The 16372-nt window shown below is 57.9% G+C and carries 16 protein-coding genes, 1 tRNA gene and 1 pseudogene; 13 read left to right on the top strand and 5 right to left on the bottom strand.

Annotated features, from left to right (window positions below; all coding sequences use genetic code 11):
* Positions 1-119 precede the first annotated feature (119 nt).
* A complete protein-coding gene (locus ENN68_04915) occupies positions 120-782 on the bottom strand; it encodes a hypothetical protein (protein ID HDS45418.1) in 663 nt (220 codons plus the stop codon).
* Positions 783-1015: 233 nt separating this feature from the next.
* Between ENN68_04915 and ENN68_04910 the strand changes: the two genes are divergently transcribed.
* The 4 genes from ENN68_04910 (at position 1016) to ENN68_04895 (ending at position 4158) form a co-directional block, all read left to right on the top strand.
* The gene (locus ENN68_04910) at positions 1016-1402 is read left to right on the top strand and encodes a hypothetical protein (GenBank protein HDS45417.1); all 387 of its coding nucleotides are present in this window, start codon (positions 1016-1018) and stop codon (positions 1400-1402) included.
* A gap of 157 nt (positions 1403-1559) precedes the next feature.
* Complete coding sequence (locus tag ENN68_04905) at positions 1560-2822, top strand: redoxin domain-containing protein (protein ID HDS45416.1); 1263 nt, start codon at positions 1560-1562, stop codon at positions 2820-2822.
* A 270-nt stretch (positions 2823-3092) separates the two neighbouring features.
* Positions 3093-3275 carry a hypothetical protein gene (locus ENN68_04900; GenBank protein ID HDS45415.1) on the top strand — a complete coding sequence of 61 codons (183 nt, stop codon included), beginning with the start codon at positions 3093-3095 and terminating at the stop codon, positions 3273-3275.
* 10 nt (positions 3276-3285) lie between these two features.
* Positions 3286-4158, top strand: coding sequence for a redoxin domain-containing protein (locus ENN68_04895; protein ID HDS45414.1), 873 nt, complete (start codon positions 3286-3288; stop codon positions 4156-4158).
* 224 nt (positions 4159-4382) lie between these two features.
* Here the strand turns inward: ENN68_04895 and ENN68_04890 are convergent.
* Positions 4383-4563, bottom strand: a pseudogene (locus tag ENN68_04890) (ZIP family metal transporter).
* A gap of 41 nt (positions 4564-4604) precedes the next feature.
* Here ENN68_04890 and ENN68_04885 point away from each other — a divergent pair.
* The gene (locus ENN68_04885; protein ID HDS45413.1) at positions 4605-5588 is read left to right on the top strand and encodes a redoxin domain-containing protein; all 984 of its coding nucleotides are present in this window, start codon (positions 4605-4607) and stop codon (positions 5586-5588) included.
* A gap of 79 nt (positions 5589-5667) precedes the next feature.
* Here ENN68_04885 and ENN68_04880 read toward each other — a convergent pair whose 3' ends face one another.
* From ENN68_04880 to ENN68_04870, 3 genes are all read right to left on the bottom strand, one after another.
* On the bottom strand, positions 5668-6333 hold the full coding sequence (locus ENN68_04880) for a hypothetical protein (GenBank protein HDS45412.1): 666 nt from the start codon (positions 6331-6333) through the stop codon (positions 5668-5670).
* Positions 6330-8375 carry a 4Fe-4S dicluster domain-containing protein gene (locus ENN68_04875; GenBank protein HDS45411.1) on the bottom strand — a complete coding sequence of 682 codons (2046 nt, stop codon included), beginning with the start codon at positions 8373-8375 and terminating at the stop codon, positions 6330-6332. Before ENN68_04875 ends, ENN68_04880 begins: the two co-directional genes overlap by 4 nt.
* Before the next feature lie 122 nt (positions 8376-8497).
* The gene (locus ENN68_04870) at positions 8498-10603 is read right to left on the bottom strand and encodes a minichromosome maintenance protein MCM (GenBank protein HDS45410.1); all 2106 of its coding nucleotides are present in this window, start codon (positions 10601-10603) and stop codon (positions 8498-8500) included.
* A 144-nt stretch (positions 10604-10747) separates the two neighbouring features.
* Here ENN68_04870 and ENN68_04865 point away from each other — a divergent pair, with 144 nt between their 5' ends.
* The 8 genes from ENN68_04865 (at position 10748) to ENN68_04830 (ending at position 16342) form a co-directional block, all read left to right on the top strand.
* The gene (locus tag ENN68_04865; GenBank protein HDS45409.1) at positions 10748-11554 is read left to right on the top strand and encodes an HAD family hydrolase; all 807 of its coding nucleotides are present in this window, start codon (positions 10748-10750) and stop codon (positions 11552-11554) included.
* 24 nt (positions 11555-11578) lie between these two features.
* On the top strand, positions 11579-12577 hold the full coding sequence (locus ENN68_04860) for a methanogenesis marker 2 protein (GenBank protein ID HDS45408.1): 999 nt from the start codon (positions 11579-11581) through the stop codon (positions 12575-12577).
* 25 nt (positions 12578-12602) lie between these two features.
* Positions 12603-13664 (top strand): 7,8-didemethyl-8-hydroxy-5-deazariboflavin synthase subunit CofH, encoded by a 1062-nt coding sequence (gene cofH, locus ENN68_04855; GenBank protein HDS45407.1) that lies wholly within the window; start codon positions 12603-12605, stop codon positions 13662-13664.
* Between the two features lie 15 nt (positions 13665-13679).
* Entirely contained in the window at positions 13680-14681 is a 1002-nt protein-coding gene (locus tag ENN68_04850; protein ID HDS45406.1) for an RNA-guided pseudouridylation complex pseudouridine synthase subunit Cbf5, read from the top strand.
* Positions 14661-14759 (top strand) — tRNA-Ser (locus ENN68_04845). Before ENN68_04850 ends, ENN68_04845 begins: the two co-directional genes overlap by 21 nt.
* Positions 14760-14798: 39 nt before the next feature.
* On the top strand, positions 14799-15371 hold the full coding sequence (locus ENN68_04840; protein HDS45405.1) for a 30S ribosomal protein S13: 573 nt from the start codon (positions 14799-14801) through the stop codon (positions 15369-15371).
* A 19-nt stretch (positions 15372-15390) separates the two neighbouring features.
* Positions 15391-15951 (top strand): 30S ribosomal protein S4, encoded by a 561-nt coding sequence (locus tag ENN68_04835; protein HDS45404.1) that lies wholly within the window; start codon positions 15391-15393, stop codon positions 15949-15951.
* A 1-nt stretch (position 15952) separates the two neighbouring features.
* Positions 15953-16342 (top strand): 30S ribosomal protein S11, encoded by a 390-nt coding sequence (locus tag ENN68_04830; GenBank protein ID HDS45403.1) that lies wholly within the window; start codon positions 15953-15955, stop codon positions 16340-16342.
* Positions 16343-16372 lie beyond the last annotated feature (30 nt).

The following is a 16372-nucleotide window of genomic DNA, read 5'->3' as shown; positions in this document are numbered from 1 at the left end:
ACGAGCGTGAAGTGAAGAGGTGTAACCAACCGCAAAGACCTCACGGTGGGTGACACTCCGCATGGCCCCCTAAAAGAAAAGAAACGAGGGGTCGAACAAGCGAGCGAGCAATCGTGAAGTTAGTGGCTAACTCGTCGGTGCACGAGATATACCGTGACCAGCAGCAGGCCGCTCAGCACGGCGAGCACGCCGTAGCCGGGTGCCCCGGGAGTTGGCGTTGCGCTCGCACCGGGCTGCTGCGCACCGCGCAGCACCTGCGTGGCGTACTCCAGATTACCCTGCAGACGATTCAGGGCAGATAACGGTGCTGGTGGCAGGAGCCCTGACGCATCAACCGCCTCAAAATGGGTGATCGCGCTCTTCACGTGACCCGCAGCTTGCTCTAAATAATCGGCATCGTACTGCATCGCTCCGAGTTCGGTATAGTAGCACGCGGATTTGTACTGCTCCAGAGCCAGCTTCAGGTGCTGCTGAACGGGCTGCAGCTCTGCAGAGACCGAGTAGCCGTCGAGCTCGCCCAGTGCTCTGGTCGCGTCGTTGTAGCCGGTGCTCGCCCAGACCTCGACCGTCATGCAGTCGAAGTTCTCGATCGCGGTAGCCATCTGGTTGGTCGCAACCTCCACCTTCTCCATGGTGGTGGTATACCACGCACTGAACTCCTGGTCTGCCGCGTCTTCGGCGACGACCGTGTCCGAAGCAGTGACAAGCGCGAGCGTGAGAAGCGCCCCCATGAGGATGAGCAGACCGGCGGCGTGAACGCTCCATCTTCTTACACTTCGCATGGTTCTTCACCTCCTTGTTCCTGTTACAATTCCCGCTCAATAGCGGAATAGCACGTAACATCTAATGTGCTCTATCTTTAGAAAGACGATGGTTCATGGTACGTTCATGTGAACAGCGCGTTACGTTACGCATGCCTGTACCACCCTGCCAGAACTGCGCAGAGCGACCATGGAAAGTTTATATTGCCGTACTGCATCCTCATTCATAGAGAGGCGAGCTTATAGCCACTAACATGACCAAGTCAGAAGAGCGGAAGGAACTCAAAGCACTCCTGGATCGCGAGTTTTCATTCCTTGAGATGTTGCGGCAACTGCGCATATGCGCCGCCGCCGTGCCCGACCGGTCTGAATCTCTTGAGCAGATAGCGGGGGGGATACAGGCGTGCCACCTGCAGATCTTCAAGCGGTATTTCTTCCCCATTGATCAGACCCTCAACGCGATGGTCAAGGACCCGGAGAAATCGCGGGAGGAGCTGAGCACGGCCGTTGCAGAAGATCAGGGCAAGGTGCTCCGGTTCATCGAGGCACTTGAGCACGAGCTGGCGCACAGAGCAGAAGATGAGGTCAGGGACCTGAAGGAGCAGCTAGAGCAGGTGCGCCAGATGCTGGGGCCTGTGTGAACACCACACCGATCCAGAAGAACTCATGTATCCTATCACACGCACCCGCAAGCGGCCGTTCATTACTGGAACACTGGCAGAATAGTCAGAAAAGCATTGGTAGTATCTGTATGTACGTACATTCACCGAAGGTCTCTTAGAGGCGTGATAAGGGAACATGCAGGATCGTTTTTGCAGGGGTGCCGTACCGGAGCGGGAATCGTCGCACCGAGCCGCGCTCGTTCTTTTCGTGCTCATGCTTAGCGCGCTCGCGATCACGGCCTGCTCCCCGGTCGCCGGTGCAGCTCGCCCAGAAGCGCCACCGTTCTCGCTGACGAGCCTCGAGGGCACGAGCTTCAACCTCAGCGACTTCCGCGGCTCGGTCGTGGTGCTGGATCTCATGGCGACCTGGTGTCCGGTCTGTAAGGATGAGATGCCGGAGCTCGTCCAGCTCAGGCAGGCGCGGCCCGAGGTGGTCATCATCACCATCTCCGTCGATCCCACCGAGGATGACACGGAGCTGCGAGCGTTCAAGGAGCACTATGCTGCAGACTGGCGCTTTACACGCGATACCGATCGTGTCTGGGAGAAGTATCGTGAGTTCTACATCCCTGCTATCGTGGTGATCGAGCCGCAGGGGTACATCAGCTTCAGGAAGGCGGGCCTGGTGCCCATCGCAGAGCTGATCGCTGAGGTCGACCGGGCCTCCGCAGGCGTACCAGGAGAGCCAGAAGAGCCGGCGGTGCCGGCAGAAACCAGTACCACACCCTTCGGCCTCTATGCCCTGGCATTTCTCACCGGGCTCCTCAGCTTCTTCGCGCCCTGCGCCTTTCCGCTTCTCCCCGGCTACATCAGCTACTACCTGGGGAGAGCTGAGGGTGGCACTACCCTGCGCAGCTCGTTGAAAGCGGGCAGCGCGGCAGCCAGTGGCATTAACGGGATCTTCGCGCTCATCGGGATCGCGGTTGCGCTGGGTGGGGCAGTGGTGAAATCATACCTGTCGTATCTCACGCCCGTTGTAGGTGTGGCGATCATCGTACTCGGGCTCCTGATGCTCCTCGGGCCGTCGGGTATGGCCGTCTTCGCCCAATTCGAGGGACTGCTCTCCGCATATGCCACGAAGCTGGGCGGGCGATCGAGCGACTCAGGCCTCGTGATGTACGGTGCGGGCTACGGACTCGCAGTCATGGGCTGTCAGGCACCGGTCTTCATTGCACTCATCTTCGCCGGCCTGGCCGCGGGCGGCGCGGTGCAGGCGATCCTGGTTTTCCTCGTCTTCTCGCTGGGCATGGGCTGTATGATGATCGCCGTCAGTCTCCTCGCAGGCACCGCGAAGCGGACTATGCTGGATCGCCTGAAGGCGCTGATGCCGTACATCAACCGTGCCTGTGGACTCGTCCTCATTCTCGTCGGCCTGTACTTCCTCCGGGAGTTCTTCTAACACCGATCTTACGGGAGAACGTACCGCTCAGATCCACTGGGGGGCGTCATCCAGAATGGCGACTCGCTGTTGGAGTGCATACCAACCAGCACCTTTGCCGCCCATAAAGCAGGTATTGTCACGGCTGAGAGCATACAGGGCCGAACGGGAGAGTATTGGGGGTTTTCCTCGCGGCAAGCCTGTAAGTACTGTTAGTTCGGGATGAAGCCCCACTGCGACCTCTATCATTTATAAGGTGCCGTGATAGATTCTATCGCGAGGTAAACCATCATGAAAAGCAGTAGCGTATGTTTAAGATTGGTGGTCATAGCGCTTCTGTTCCTCTCCCTGCTCTTCCCCATGCTCGCGCTCGGAGCGCGTATCGAGGTCACGGTCGATGAGGTGCACAGTATGTTGCAGCAAAACACGAGCGCGGAAGTGAGTGAATTCCTGTTTGGCGGTCACGGTCGATGAGGTGCACAGTATGTTGCAGCAAAAGCCGGATGAGATCATTCTCGTGGATACTCGAACCGAGCAGATGTACGCTTCGGAGCATATCCCGGGCGCGATCAACATCCCCCTGGGCGTGAATACCGCCTCGTTCGAGGAGGCGATCGAAAAGCTGGACAAATCGAAGATCATCATCGCGTACTGCCAGGCGGGTAGTTCAAGCAGGCTAGCTGGCGATCTCCTCGTCCATCATGGCTTCGAGCGCGTGTATACGATGGCGGGCGGCATGAACGCCTGGAAACAGAAATATCCCACCTCGCTCAGCTCACCGGCAACTTCGGGAGTACCGGCGGGCGCGATCGTGGCACCGGCATTTACGCTCACGAGCGTCGAGGGCACGTCCTTCAGCCTCAGCGATTTCCGCGGCAAGGTCGTGGTCCTGAGCTTGATCCTCACCACCTGCCATCTCTGTCAGGAGGAGATGTCGGAGCTGAAAGCGCTGAAAGCAGCGTACCCGGACATCCAGATCATCACGGTATCCATCGACACCGGTGAAACGGACGATAATCTGCGGCGTTTCAAGGAGCGGTATAACGCAGACTGGCTCTTTGCGCGCGATACCGCCCGAATCGCCACCCAGTACCAGGGGTATGTCCTGGCCACCCCGACGGTCGTGGTGATCACCCCCAGGGGGTATATCAGCTTCCGGAAGGTCGAACTCGTGCACTTAGACGACCTCAAGACCGCTGTGGGTCTGGCTTACGAGGAGAAGGGCGAGCTGATGCCCTCAGCCGCACCCTCGGATGGCGGGCAGATGCCGGGCTTCGAAGCGGACACCGCGTTCGCGAGCCTGGCCGTGCTCGGGCTGGTGATCTGGTGGCGGGGCATGCGGAAAGAGCAGCGATAAGGCTACCGCACGCACGTCAGCACTCTGTCTGATATCTACGGGTTACCGTACCAGTGGATGAAGCGATCTCCGAGCGGCGGTCAGCCGACGCTGTCCACCAGCGCGGTGAGCACCACCGTATCGAGCATGATCAAGCCCGAAACTGGGTTTCATCACTCTTTTTGGGATGATGCCGATGAGGCATATTCTGCCCGCTCGAGATCGCGATCACGGGGGCAATGAATGAGCGACCAGAAACTGGATGCGATCATTACCCCACCCGCGAACCTCAGCATGCCGTCCAGCACGTTTCCTCTTTACCTCTTTGGTCATGAAGACCGCCACGACCCCCAGCGCCGTCTTGAACCAGGTAAACAAGGTCGCGAGAAGTGCCTGGAGAACTGGATGGGTTAGTAACGTTTTTATATAATGAGCACCAATGACGGTGTGGAGGTGTTAGGAGAAGAATGCACAACACTATGAAACTCGTTTCAGGAACCGTGTTGGTTTCGCTGCTCATGCTCTCAGTACTTGCTGCCGGGTTGGCATCCGCAGAGCGCGGGGAAATCTCGGTGGACGAGGCGTATAAACGGCTGCAGGAGCGGCCCAACGAGATTACGCTGCTTGATTGCCGCGTTGCTTCGACCTACAATTCCGAGCATATACCGGGCGCGGTCAACATCCCGGTTAGTGAGTTAGAAAGCCGCCTTGGTGAATTAGATCCCTCGAAGGAGATCTTAGTGTACTGCCAGGCGGGGCGTACCAGCACGCTCGCTGCCGATACCCTTGTTCAGAACGGTTTTGAGGACGTGTACATCATCACCGGCGGTATAAATGCATGGAAGGAGAAATATCCCACCTCGCTCAGCTCACCGGCGATCTCGGGAGTACCGGCGGGCGCGATCGTGGCACCGGCATTTACACTCACGAGCGTCGAGGGCACGACCTTCAGCCTCAGCGATTTCCGCGGCAAGGTCGTGGTCCTGAGCTTGATCCTCACCACCTGCCATCTCTGTCAGGAGGAGATGGCGGAGCTGAAAGCGCTGAAAGCAGCGTACCCGGACATCCAGATCATCACGGTATCCATCGACACCGGTGAAACGGACGAGAATCTGCGGAGTTTCAAGGAGCAGTATAACGCAGACTGGCTCTTTGCGCGCGATACCGCCAGAATCGCCACCCAGTACCAGGGATATGTCCTGGCCACCCCGACGGTCGTGGTGATCACCCCCAGGGGGTACATCAGCTTCCGGAAGGTCGAGCTCGTGCACTTAGACGACCTCAAGACCGCTGTGGCTCTGGCTTACGAGGAGAAAGGCGAGCTGATGCCCTCAGCCGCACCCCCGGAGGGGGGGCAGATGCCGGGCTTCGAAGCGGTCACGGCGTTCGCGAGCCTGGCCGTGCTCGGGCTGGTGAGCTGGTGGCGGGGCATGCGGAAAGAGCAGCGATAAGGCTACCGCACGCACGTCAGCACTCTGTCTGAGATGTACGGGTTGCGTACCGGTGGATGAAGCGATCTCCCAGCGGCGGTCAGCTGATGCTGTCCACCAGCTCGGTGAGCACCACCGTATCGAGCATGATGAAGCCTTTCGTGAGCTTCGCGACTCCTTTGTAGAAGTTCGAGAGCTGATACTCGTAGAGCGCATCGCAGTAACGCGGCGCCCATTTCGCGAGGTGCTCATCCAAAAACTCGCGCTGCAGGTTCAGCCATTCCTTCAGGCGAGGCCCGACCTCCGCCGCCGCGGCCTGCTCGCCGAGATAGTGCATGAACTTGAGCTCGAAGCCGATATGATCCTCAGGCTCCGAGAACTCGTTCGATTTCGCGATGCCCGCTTTCTGATATGCCCGCTTTACCTTTACCAGCGGCTCGCCCAGCAGCTTACCGCTCACCCACCAGGCCTCAAAGGGCTGCACGGGAAGCCGGTGCGGACCGATGAACAGGAGCGTATATTCCTTGACGAGCTCTTCATGGAGTTCCTCGACCGTTCTACCCTTGCTCTTCTCCGCGAACTCGGTTAATAACCGTGATCCCGCGGATAGGTCATCATTGACATCGAGCGCAGCCAGTTGCTGGAACTGCAACCGCCCGGTCACAAGATCCTCGACGAGTTCACGTGGTGGCGCCTCTATGTAGAGCCGCGTCAGGAAGGCGTAAAAGTCACGCCTCATCTCTAATATCTCGTTCAGTTCATTCATTGTTCAGCCTCCGTTTTCTCCACGGCGAGTTCAACTGCTTTTACCCGCCTGCATTTCGTGCAATAGGGAAGCAACTTCAACCGCTCCTCGAGATTGAACTCACCCTCAGGTCCCGCCTGCTCCAGGGCGGTTCTGATGCGTTCAAATGCCGTTTTTGGCATAAAGAGCTCGCCGCAGCCAGCACATGGCACGAACTCGAGCTCGATCAATTGCTGCGGTGTCTGCTCCATCAACTGTGAGAAATCAAGCACCCGGTGTAACGTGATCGCCTCTTCCGGGCAGGCCTGCTCGCAGATGCCGCAAGCGATACAGTGCCCGTAATCAAACTCGAGCTTGTTATCCGTCTTGCTCAGCGCAGTGAGGGGGCACATGGTCACGCACGCGTTGCAGAGCGTGCATGTTGCAGCGTCGATGGCAACCTCGGCAAACGGGTAGGGCGTATCTTTCTCGACCAGGTGCGGCTGCACCCCGGTCTGCACCGAGAGCGCGCGCAGGAGCTCGAGCAGAACGTCACGCTTCGGCCGTGAAAGGTCGACCGATACGCGCTTCCGGATCGGTGACGGCTTGAGCTGCTCAACGAACGCAGAAACCGTCTTGGTAAATTCCTCCGGTGCGCGGAGCGTGCCATCGAGCAGGAGCACACGCTTCCCAAGCCCGAAGGCGTCCAATGCTTTCTGAGCAAAGGCGACCACGGATTCAAGCTCTTCACGCTGGCTCGCCTCGCAGGCCCAGAGGATGACGCCGTCGGCACCCTGCACGAATGCACTGATGAGATGCGTCTCGGAAATCACATCGGTGCAGGGCACGAAGAGCGGTAACAGGGGTGGATACCGGAGTTTTCGCCTGCCGATCTCATTCAGCAATTCGAAGTGCTCATCACCGGCGAAGAGGAGCACCTTTGGATGCACATCGCCGGACAGTAAGCCTTCTATCTGTGCGTACAGGAGGCGATTGGGAGCGTCACGTACCTGGGGAACGGATAGGGGGCACAGAGAAGCGCAGAGCCCGCAGCCCTGACAGCGGGCCGCATCGAAGACCACTTCGATTCCCTCACGCTCGATCGCGTCGTACGGGCAGCGTACACAGAGCTCACAGCCCACTAATTCGCTCCTACCACTGGCACAACGCTTCAGATCCACCGACAGATACCGCGGCTTCGTCACCCCGTCCAGATTCGTAACGAGCTCACAGGCCTGCAAGCACGCATCCGGGTACGTATCCGCGGCATAAATGCCGAAGTAGCTCGGAGCTTGCCCGTGCTCATCGAGCAGGAGAATGTGGCCGACGTGCAGCAGCTCAGTATCGTGGAGCGTAATAGCACGGGTCGGGCACCGGTCCACACACGTGCCACAGTCATCGCAGCGCTCGTCGATCCAGTAGACCGCGTCGTAGTGTATCGCATCCTTCGGGCATACTGGTACGCAGAGCCCGCAGGATATACACTTCTCGGGGTCTATTCTGCGGTCGATCTCGACCTCGAAATCGCCGATATCGCCCTGGATGCCCTTAAGCGTGCCGAGATGCAGCTCCACGTCTTCGCGCCATTCAGGCACGGTATCCGTCAGCAGATGGACGTGCGCCATGTTCGAGAGCCGTTTCGCGAGCTCAAATGCGCCGTCTGCGTTCTTGCCGACGACCAGAACCTCGCGGCCCGTGTCCAGATCGATCTTCTCAGGCCGCGGGAGCGAGCCCGCCAGCTCGATCGCGCGAATGAGCGCTGAGATCATGCTCTTCGCCTTCTCTGTTGCTTCCTTCTTACCGTGTACCCAGCCGCAGTGCTCGCGGAGGTTCAGGAAATACGTCGTAACGTCAAAACTATCCGTTACCCGATCAAAGACGCGGTTCTTCTCGGTGCATGCCGCGATGATCACACCGTCGAGCTCGAATCGGCGCAGGTCATCAATGATATAATCCAGATCGCGCTGGCAGAGCTGATCGAGCGTTTCAACGACCTCAACCTCGTTTTTGAGACTCTTCTTGATGCTCTTCAGATCGAGATCCATGGTTTTATTACAGGTGCAGAGGAAAACGCCCAGTTTCATGATCTAATCTTCTCCTTTCCCTACAAACCATCGGTTCAGTATCTTATAACCAACCTGCTGGTTTATAACTCTTCAAATTCACAGCATGCGCGCTCCGTTGATTCGTCACGCAGCCAGCGCGGTCAGCGCACGAACTTGATCACGCCGCTCTCCGGTGAATAGAGGATACCGTCACGCTTCATCGCTTCAATGATCTCTTCAACCTTATCGCGCTCCATACCCTCCTCCTCTGCGAGGTTGAGGAGCTCGTCAAGCGGCACATCCTCACCATAGTCCTTCTCCAATTCCTTGATCAGCTCCTTGATCGAGCGCGCACGATCCCGCCGGGTCTTCGTAGTGCCCGCCGCGACCCAATCGACATCGAGTTTGCCCGTCTCTGGATCCACAAAGACCTGCCTCAGGCAGGTGGTGACCACCTTAATGACCTGCTCGGCATCCTCGCTGGTGACCGTATCGCCGAGCCGAGCGCGTGCACGCGCCTCACCCAGCCGTATCAACGCTTCTAACTGCCGCGCCGTGATCGGCACGGGCGCTTCCGCGTCCTCGTAGCCCTGCCGTCGAAGCCCGATATAGAATTCCATGAACTTCTGCTTCGCCGTTTCACTCATCACCGGAAAGATGTTGCGCTTGCTCCAGGCGACGTATTTCCGCAAGAGGTCTTCGGGGATCGATGGCTTCATTGCCTCTACCTGCTCCCGAAACCGCTCCCTGCTCTCCTCTTCGAATTTCCCGCGATGCTCGTAGCGCGCGAGCAACTCGCCCGCGTAGTGCGTCTCAATGATGTGTTCTGCAGTTCTGGTATCCCGCTCCTCGTTCGGCCGATCGATCATGGTATAAATGAGGTCGAAGCGAGAGAGGAGCGTCGGCGGCATGTTGATCTGTTTGGAGATCGGCTCGTAGGTATTGAACCGCCCGCCGACGGGATTTGCCGCGGCCAGGAGCGCGCATCGTGAGTTCAATCGTGCCATGATGCCCGCTTTCGCGATCGAGACCGTTTGCTGCTCCATCGCTTCGTGGAGCGCGTCCCGATCCTCCTTCTTCATCTTGTCGATCTCATCAACCGCCGCAATCCCCTTGTCCGCGAGCACGAGCGCTCCGGCCTCGAGCGTCCACCGCCCCTCGCCAAATTCGTCGCGCACGGCCGCAGCGGTGAGCCCCGCCGAGGAGCTGCTCTTGCCGCCGGTGTAGAGCCCGCGCGGCGCTAAATTCACGAGATACGTAAGCAACTGGCTCTTCGCTACGCCCGGATCGCCGACGAGCAGCACATGGATGTCGCCTCTCACCCGTGTCTCATCCGGAAGTTGCTTGGCGATACCGGAGAACAACTGCAGCACCATCGCCTCTTTTATCTCCTCGTAGCTGTAGATCGAGGGTGCGATGCTGCGGATGAGCCGCTCATAGACATCCGGCTGCTCTTTCAGCTCCATGATGCGCTGCTCATCCTCATCGGTGATCACAATCTCCTCAAATTCCTCCTCTTTCAGCTCTAACGCAGTGCCTTGCAGGTAAATATCGAAGAAGAGCTTCTTACCGAACTGTGTTACCCGCTGATAGGATCGCAGAATGCCCGTGACAATGACACGGTCACCGGGGGCGACCTCGCCTGCGATGTCATCCTCCAGATCGACGTCCAGGGCTTGCGGTAATTCACCGCCCCGCAGCTCTTCCGGTGACTCCTGCAGCCGAACCTTCTGCGCATTGACAAATCGCGACTTGTCAGCCCGCAGGCTGAATCGCTGCCCCTTACGACCGCACCCGCCGTCCTCTTGCGGGCACTCGTAGGGCTCCTTGAACTGTGTCCCGGCCTGCATCAAAGAGAAGATGTGGTGGCAGAAGGGGCACTCAAAAGCAGCTTCCACAATCCGCGGCCTCACCTCTGTCGCCTTGCTCACCAGCCCTTCGATACTCACCAGTTTACCGATATCATTACTGCGGATGTCCCTGATCGCGACTTTCATCGGCAGGTTGATGATCCGCAAATTCGCTTCGTCCAGCGTTACACCGGTCGGAATATCGATCTCTCGCAACGCACGGGTCGCCGATTCGATGATGACATCAGGATCCTCGAGGAGCATTTCTGCCATGGCTGGATCGTAGATGTCCAGGTCCGCGAACTTCACGAGCAAGCTGCGCCGCTCAGGGTAGGAATTGGAGAGATCAATGGTCTCATGCCAGTAATACCGCTTCAAAAAGTCCTCCCACTTCTCCGTTACCAGGTCCTGCATCATCGCACCCGCCGCATCCGACCACCTCGTGATCACGTCGCGGCTCACACCAGTGGTAATTATATGGTGCCAGAGCATTTGTATCCTATCGCATGCGGCGTGGTCAAGACGGGATGCCTGCAAAGGAGGGGTGGAGCGTGGAGGTGAATGTTGGACTTAGCGGTCGTCTTTGACGGCGCAGGCGTTATCTACGCGCCCTTCCGGATCATCAAGGACATGCAGCGTGGGCTGACAAAGCGGAGTCGTGTCTCCGGCATCACCTGCACGGATCGGCTGACAACGGGCGCGATGGTCATCCTGAAGACGCGGTATGAGGAGACACTGGAGCAGGAGGACCCCACGAACCGCTTTGCTGAGGTGGTGAGGGCGCGCGAAATCGAAACGAAGGTTATTTATAAGCGCGAAGGAGTGAGCGATGAGGACGTGCGGGAGATCATATTGCAGGACAGGGCGGTCACGCTGCGTGATGTGCATGAGGTGGTGAGGAAGTTGCGGCGCTGCGACATCCTGCCGGTCCTTGGTGTAGGTTTGATCCTGGAGATGGCCCCGGCACGGATACGCTATGTCATTGCCGGCGGGATCAATCTGTTTCCAGGAACGCTGAAGCTATTTAAGGAATTACGGGTGTTAGGCATTCAGACATATATAGCATCGGGAGATAGGATCGAACGGGAAGAGATGGCGATCTATTTGCCTGATATCCCACCTGAGCACATGTATGGCACCATGAAGCCGGAAGACAAGCGAGATCTAGTACGGAGCTTGAAGGAGAAGTACCGGGTGATGATGGTCGGGGATGACCGTAACGATTATCTCGCGATGCGAGAGGCAGATATTGCGGTATTGTCCTTACAGGAAGCTGCGAGCAGACCACAAGAAGTGTTTGACGTGGCGGATTTCAGAGTGAACGATATAGGAGAGATAAGAGAGATAGTAGAGGAGTTGCGGGGGTAAAAAATGGCGGGTGCGAAAGAGGAGATCGATCTGAAATCGCTGGCTGAAGAGTTACGGAACTTCGAGGGGATCACGCGCAAACGGGCGATCAGCAATCTGGTGCAACGGCTGGGGAACTCGGACAAGGTGGGGAGCCGAACGATAACGGCCTTTGGCGAAGATGCCGCCGTGCTCGCAGTCAACAATGACATGTATATTTTACTTGCCGTCGATGGCATTTGGGGTAAATTATTGAGTGCGGACCCCTGGTGGGCGGGGTATTGCTCGGTGCTCGTGAATGTCATGGATATCGCGGCGATGGGGGGCGTCCCCCTGGCGATGGTGAATTTGACCTCAACGCAGCGGCGGGATATCTGCCTCGAGCTGGGACGGGGCATGCAGGACGGCGTGCAGAAATTTGGTGTTCCCATGGTCGGCGGGCACATGCACCCGGACACGATCTACGACGCGATTGATGTGGGCATTGTGGGCATGGTGAATCGGGATAGCGTTATTTATTCCAGTAGCGCGCGGCCCGGTGACAAGATCGTGGCTGCGATCGATTTGGATGGGCAGCTTTATCCGAGCTATAATCTCGCCTGGGACACGACCACAAAGAAATCACCCGCAGTGATAAAGCAGCAACTGGAGACGATGGTGACCATCGGGCAGCAGCAGTTAGCAACTGCAGGCAAGGACATCAGTAATCCCGGCACGATCGGCACGCTGGGGATGTTACTGGAGTGCTCCCGGGTAGGGGCACTGGTGGATCTGACCAAGATTCCTCGGGTGGACTCGAACACGATACCGCTTGCCCACTGGTTAAAGCTGTACCCGGGGACCGGGTTCGTGCTCACGGTGAAAGACGAGCAGCGTGGCCGAGAATGCATACGGATCTTCGAAGCAGCAGGTATCACGGCCTCGATCATCGGCGAAGTGGATGCAAGCAGACACTTGAAGCTCACCGATGGGAACGATACGGTCACTCTTTTTGACTTCACGCGGGAGATAATAACCGGAATCGTGAGCGAAGAGAGCGATTGATTGCATTATCTTCCTTAACACAGCTATGGACGCGTCTTGGGACGAGCTGAGGGAGAAGATACGAGCGGGTACGATTGAGCGAGCTGATGCGCTTTTTCTGGCTGCGCACCCGTCTTATCTGTTCAGGATAGCTGATACGCTACGCAGAGAGCAGAACGGCGATGTGGTCACGTATCTGGTGAACCGGAACATCAATTTCACGAATATCTGCGTGGGCACGTGCAAATTCTGCGCATTCCGTGAGGCGAACGAGTCGGGCTATGTGCTGAGCCTGGACGAGATCCTGGGCAAGGTCGCGGAAGCGGTAGAGCAGGGCGCTACGGAGATCTGCATTCAAGGTGGTCTGCATCCCGACCTCACGGTGGAGGACTACTGTGCGATCCTCGAAGGCGTGAAATCGCGGTTTGAGGTGCATTTGCATGCGTATTCGCCCATGGAAGTCTACCACGCGGCACAGCAGTCGGGGATGCGTGAGGAGGAGGTGCTCAGAGCGTTCAAACGCGCGGGACTTGGCTCAATGCCCGGAACGGCTGCGGAGATCCTCACGGATTCCGTGCGTGCGATCATCTGCCCGACGAAGCTGAGTCCCGCGAAATGGTGCGAGATCATAGCGACCGCGCACCGACTGGGGATCCCGTCAACGGCGACGATGCTGTACGGGCACATCGAGACCCTGGAGGATCGAATAGATCATCTCTTCACGATTCGCTCGATTCAGAAGGAGACGGGCGGATTTACCGAGTTCGTGCCCCTGAAGTTCATGGCTAAGAACAACGAGCTGGGGCGGATGGTGAAGCGGTCGCTCTCGTTCTTCGAGGACACCGTGGTTCATGCGCTCGCCCGGGTCATTCTGCATCCGTACTGCAGGAATCTCCAGGTATCCTGGGTGAAGCTTGGCCCGCGGGATGCACAGCGGATGCTGGCTTTTGGCGCGAACGACCTGGGTGGAACGTTAATGGAGGAGAACATCTCGCGATTGTCAGGCTCGCCCTCGGGCGAGTATATGAGTCCTGATGAGTTCGAGCGATTGATCAGAGAGGCCGGTCGCATACCAAAGCGGCGGACGACCTTGTATAAGATAAATTGAGTGATGCAGGACCGGATGAGCGAATTTCGGAAGCCTTTTGAACGCTGCAGCCTGGAGAAAGCACCTGCGATCACCGATCCGCGCTACGGCATACCACCGGAGCAGCGCCCCATACGCGAGCACCTCGAGCACGGCGTGGTAACGATTGATAAGCCCGCAGGCCCCACATCGCATGAGGTCGTAGCCTGGATCAGAGTGATGCTGGAGCTGAACAAGGCGGCGCATACCGGCACGCTCGACCCGAAGGTAACCGGCGTGCTCCCGGTTCTGCTCGGCACGGCAACCAAGCTCGCGGAGATCTTTGTGGGCGATAAGGAATATGTCTGCGTGATGCGAGTCCACCGTCCGGTGGATGAGAGCAGGCTGCGGGCGGTGAGCGCGGAATTCGTGGGCGAGATCTACCAGCGTCCGCCATTAAAGTCCGCGGTCAGACGCAGGATACGGAAACGAACGGTGCATTACCTTGAAGTTATGGAGATTGCAGGTAAGGAGGTGCTCGTGACGGTCGGCTGTGAAGCGGGCACGTACATCCGCATGCTCTGCCATCACCTCGGGCTCGCACTCGGCGTTGGTGCGCACATGGCCGAACTGCGACGAACGAAGTCGTTCCCGTTTAGCGAGGAGAGGTTAACAACGCTCCACGACTTGAAGGACGCGTACGTCTTTTACCAGGCGGGCGATGAGCGACTGCTGCGGCAGTTGATCATGCCGCTGGAAGACGCCGTCAGGCACCTGCGCTGCATCATGGTAAAGGATAGCGCGGTGGATGCGCTCGCTCACGGTGCTGATCTGAGTGCCCCGGGGATCGCGCGGCTCGAAGAAGGAATAAATAGAGGAGACTCCGTGATAGTATATACCTTAAAAGGGGAAGCTGTGAGTCTGGGCGAAGCGGTGCTGAACTCACGGGAGATGCTCAAGGCCGAGAAAGGTATATGTGTAGAAACACGGAAAGTACTTATGAAGCCCGGGACATATCCTAAAGGTTGGAGAAGTAAAGCCGAGGTGGCTGAGCGGTAAGGCGCAGGCCTGGAGCTCTCCGGACTAGATAGCCTGTGTTCCGAAAGGAACTCAAGGGTTCAAATCCCTTCCTCGGCGCATACATACGTATGCTTGGAGAAGCGAGAACGGATAAAGATGACTGAAGAAGTGGTGAAGGGCGCACAAGCAAAACAAACAAAAGCAAAGGCGACGGGAAGAGCAAAGGAAAGAGGCAAGGAGAAGGTTAAAGAGAGCGAAGCTGAGAACGCGGATTTCAAGCACATCGTCCGGATCCTAGATACTGACCTGGATGGTAATAGAAAAGTTGTCCATGCGCTCTGCGGCGTAAAAGGAATCGGGCAGCGCGTGGCACGGGTTCTCGTCGCGCATACCAGTGTCGACCCAAATCAGAAGATGGGTAACCTTTCAGATGATGATATAGAGCAGCTCAAGAGCGCGATCACCGGTGTTGAGAAGCGCTTACCGCAGTGGATGCTGAATCGGCGGAAGGACATCCTCACGGGTGATGATAAACACATTATGGGCGCGGATCAGGTGCTGCAGTTACGTGAGGACGTTAATTTGCTCCGGAAGATCCGGTCGTATCGTGGTATACGGCACGAGCGTGGTCTGAAGGCGCGCGGACAACGCACGCGATCCACGGGCCGACGAGGGCTGGTCGTTGGTGTTATACGCAGGAAGCAGCTGGCAGCGAAGGGAGGCAAATAACCGGGGGCGAGAGGAGAAGATGGGACAACCAAAGCAGAGAAAAAAGCGATACGAGAAGCCGCGACGGCCGTGGGAGATGACACGGATGAAAGAGGAGCGCGAGATCGTAGAGACCTATGGCTTGAAGAGCAAGCGCGAGATCTGGAAGGCTGATAGTGTGGTCAAGCGTTACCGACGCGAGATCCGCGCGATTCTGGCTGAGATCGCGGGTATGAAGCCCACAGAACATACCTTACGGAAGCGCGACGCGATCGTAACGGCCTTGCGCCGACGCGGGATACTGCGCGAGCGTGAGGACTCAACCGGCCGTGTCGAGGACGTCCTGGCATTAACCGTCGAGGATCTTCTGGAGCGGCGACTGCAGACCCGGGTCTACAAGAAAGGGCTGGCCAACTCGCTCAAGCAGGCGCGCCAACTTATCGTCCACGGGCATATCGCGGTTGACGGTCGACGGGTGACCGTTCCGTCGTACGTTGTGGATGTGGACGCGGAGAAGCGAATCGATTATTATGGCGCGCCACCGATCGGGGTAAAACCAAGACCGATGGCAGAAGGAGTGGCTGAGGAGGCGAAGCGGTAATATGGTCGAGGATCGTTGGGCGATCGCGCACATCTTCTCGTCATTCAATAATACCATCATTACGATTACCGATATGACGGGCGCAGAGACGATTGCACGCGCATCCGGGGGGATGGTGGCGAAAGCAGACCGCGATGAGAGCTCACCGTATACCGCGATGCTCATGGCACAGCAGCTGGCAGACAAGCTGAGAGAGCGGGAGATACGGGGGTTGCGGGTAAAGGTGAAGGCGGCCTCGGGCCGGAAATCGCGGACGACCGCACCGGGTGCACAGGCGGCGATTCGCGCGTTTGCGCGTGCTGGATTGCGGATCGGGAAGATCGAGGACGTGACACCAATCCCGCACGACGGCACGAAGCGGCCGGGTGGCAAGCGTGGTAGGCGCGTTTAAGTTGCGGTGACCTCTGGTGGGATGGAGACG

The organism is Methanomicrobia archaeon, assembly GCA_011049045.1.
Classification (GTDB): Archaea; Halobacteriota; Syntropharchaeia; order Alkanophagales; family Methanospirareceae; genus JACGMN01.
The sequence above is the reverse complement of the archived record's forward strand: the minus strand, read 5'-3'. Positions and strand labels throughout refer to the sequence as shown.

What these genes read in the sequence shown, in the direction of transcription:
- ENN68_04915 (HDS45418.1), bottom strand. Translation starts at nt 782, where the DNA reads ATGCGAAGTGTAAGAAGATGGAGCGTTCACGCCGCCGGTCTGCTCATC.
- ENN68_04830 (HDS45403.1), top strand. Translation starts at nt 15,953, where the DNA reads ATGGTCGAGGATCGTTGGGCGATCGCGCACATCTTCTCGTCATTCAAT.
- ENN68_04835 (HDS45404.1), top strand. Translation starts at nt 15,391, where the DNA reads ATGGGACAACCAAAGCAGAGAAAAAAGCGATACGAGAAGCCGCGACGG.
- ENN68_04900 (HDS45415.1), top strand. Translation starts at nt 3,093, where the DNA reads ATGAAAAGCAGTAGCGTATGTTTAAGATTGGTGGTCATAGCGCTTCTG.
- ENN68_04840 (HDS45405.1), top strand. Translation starts at nt 14,799, where the DNA reads ATGACTGAAGAAGTGGTGAAGGGCGCACAAGCAAAACAAACAAAAGCA.
- ENN68_04905 (HDS45416.1), top strand. Translation starts at nt 1,560, where the DNA reads ATGCAGGATCGTTTTTGCAGGGGTGCCGTACCGGAGCGGGAATCGTCG.
- ENN68_04850 (HDS45406.1), top strand. Translation starts at nt 13,680, where the DNA reads ATGAGCGAATTTCGGAAGCCTTTTGAACGCTGCAGCCTGGAGAAAGCA.
- ENN68_04910 (HDS45417.1), top strand. Translation starts at nt 1,016, where the DNA reads ATGACCAAGTCAGAAGAGCGGAAGGAACTCAAAGCACTCCTGGATCGC.
- ENN68_04880 (HDS45412.1), bottom strand. Translation starts at nt 6,333, where the DNA reads ATGAATGAACTGAACGAGATATTAGAGATGAGGCGTGACTTTTACGCC.
- ENN68_04870 (HDS45410.1), bottom strand. Translation starts at nt 10,603, where the DNA reads ATGATGCAGGACCTGGTAACGGAGAAGTGGGAGGACTTTTTGAAGCGG.
- ENN68_04895 (HDS45414.1), top strand. Translation starts at nt 3,286, where the DNA reads ATGTTGCAGCAAAAGCCGGATGAGATCATTCTCGTGGATACTCGAACC.
- cofH (HDS45407.1), top strand. Translation starts at nt 12,603, where the DNA reads ATGGACGCGTCTTGGGACGAGCTGAGGGAGAAGATACGAGCGGGTACG.
- ENN68_04865 (HDS45409.1), top strand. Translation starts at nt 10,748, where the DNA reads ATGTTGGACTTAGCGGTCGTCTTTGACGGCGCAGGCGTTATCTACGCG.
- ENN68_04875 (HDS45411.1), bottom strand. Translation starts at nt 8,375, where the DNA reads ATGAAACTGGGCGTTTTCCTCTGCACCTGTAATAAAACCATGGATCTC.
- ENN68_04885 (HDS45413.1), top strand. Translation starts at nt 4,605, where the DNA reads ATGCACAACACTATGAAACTCGTTTCAGGAACCGTGTTGGTTTCGCTG.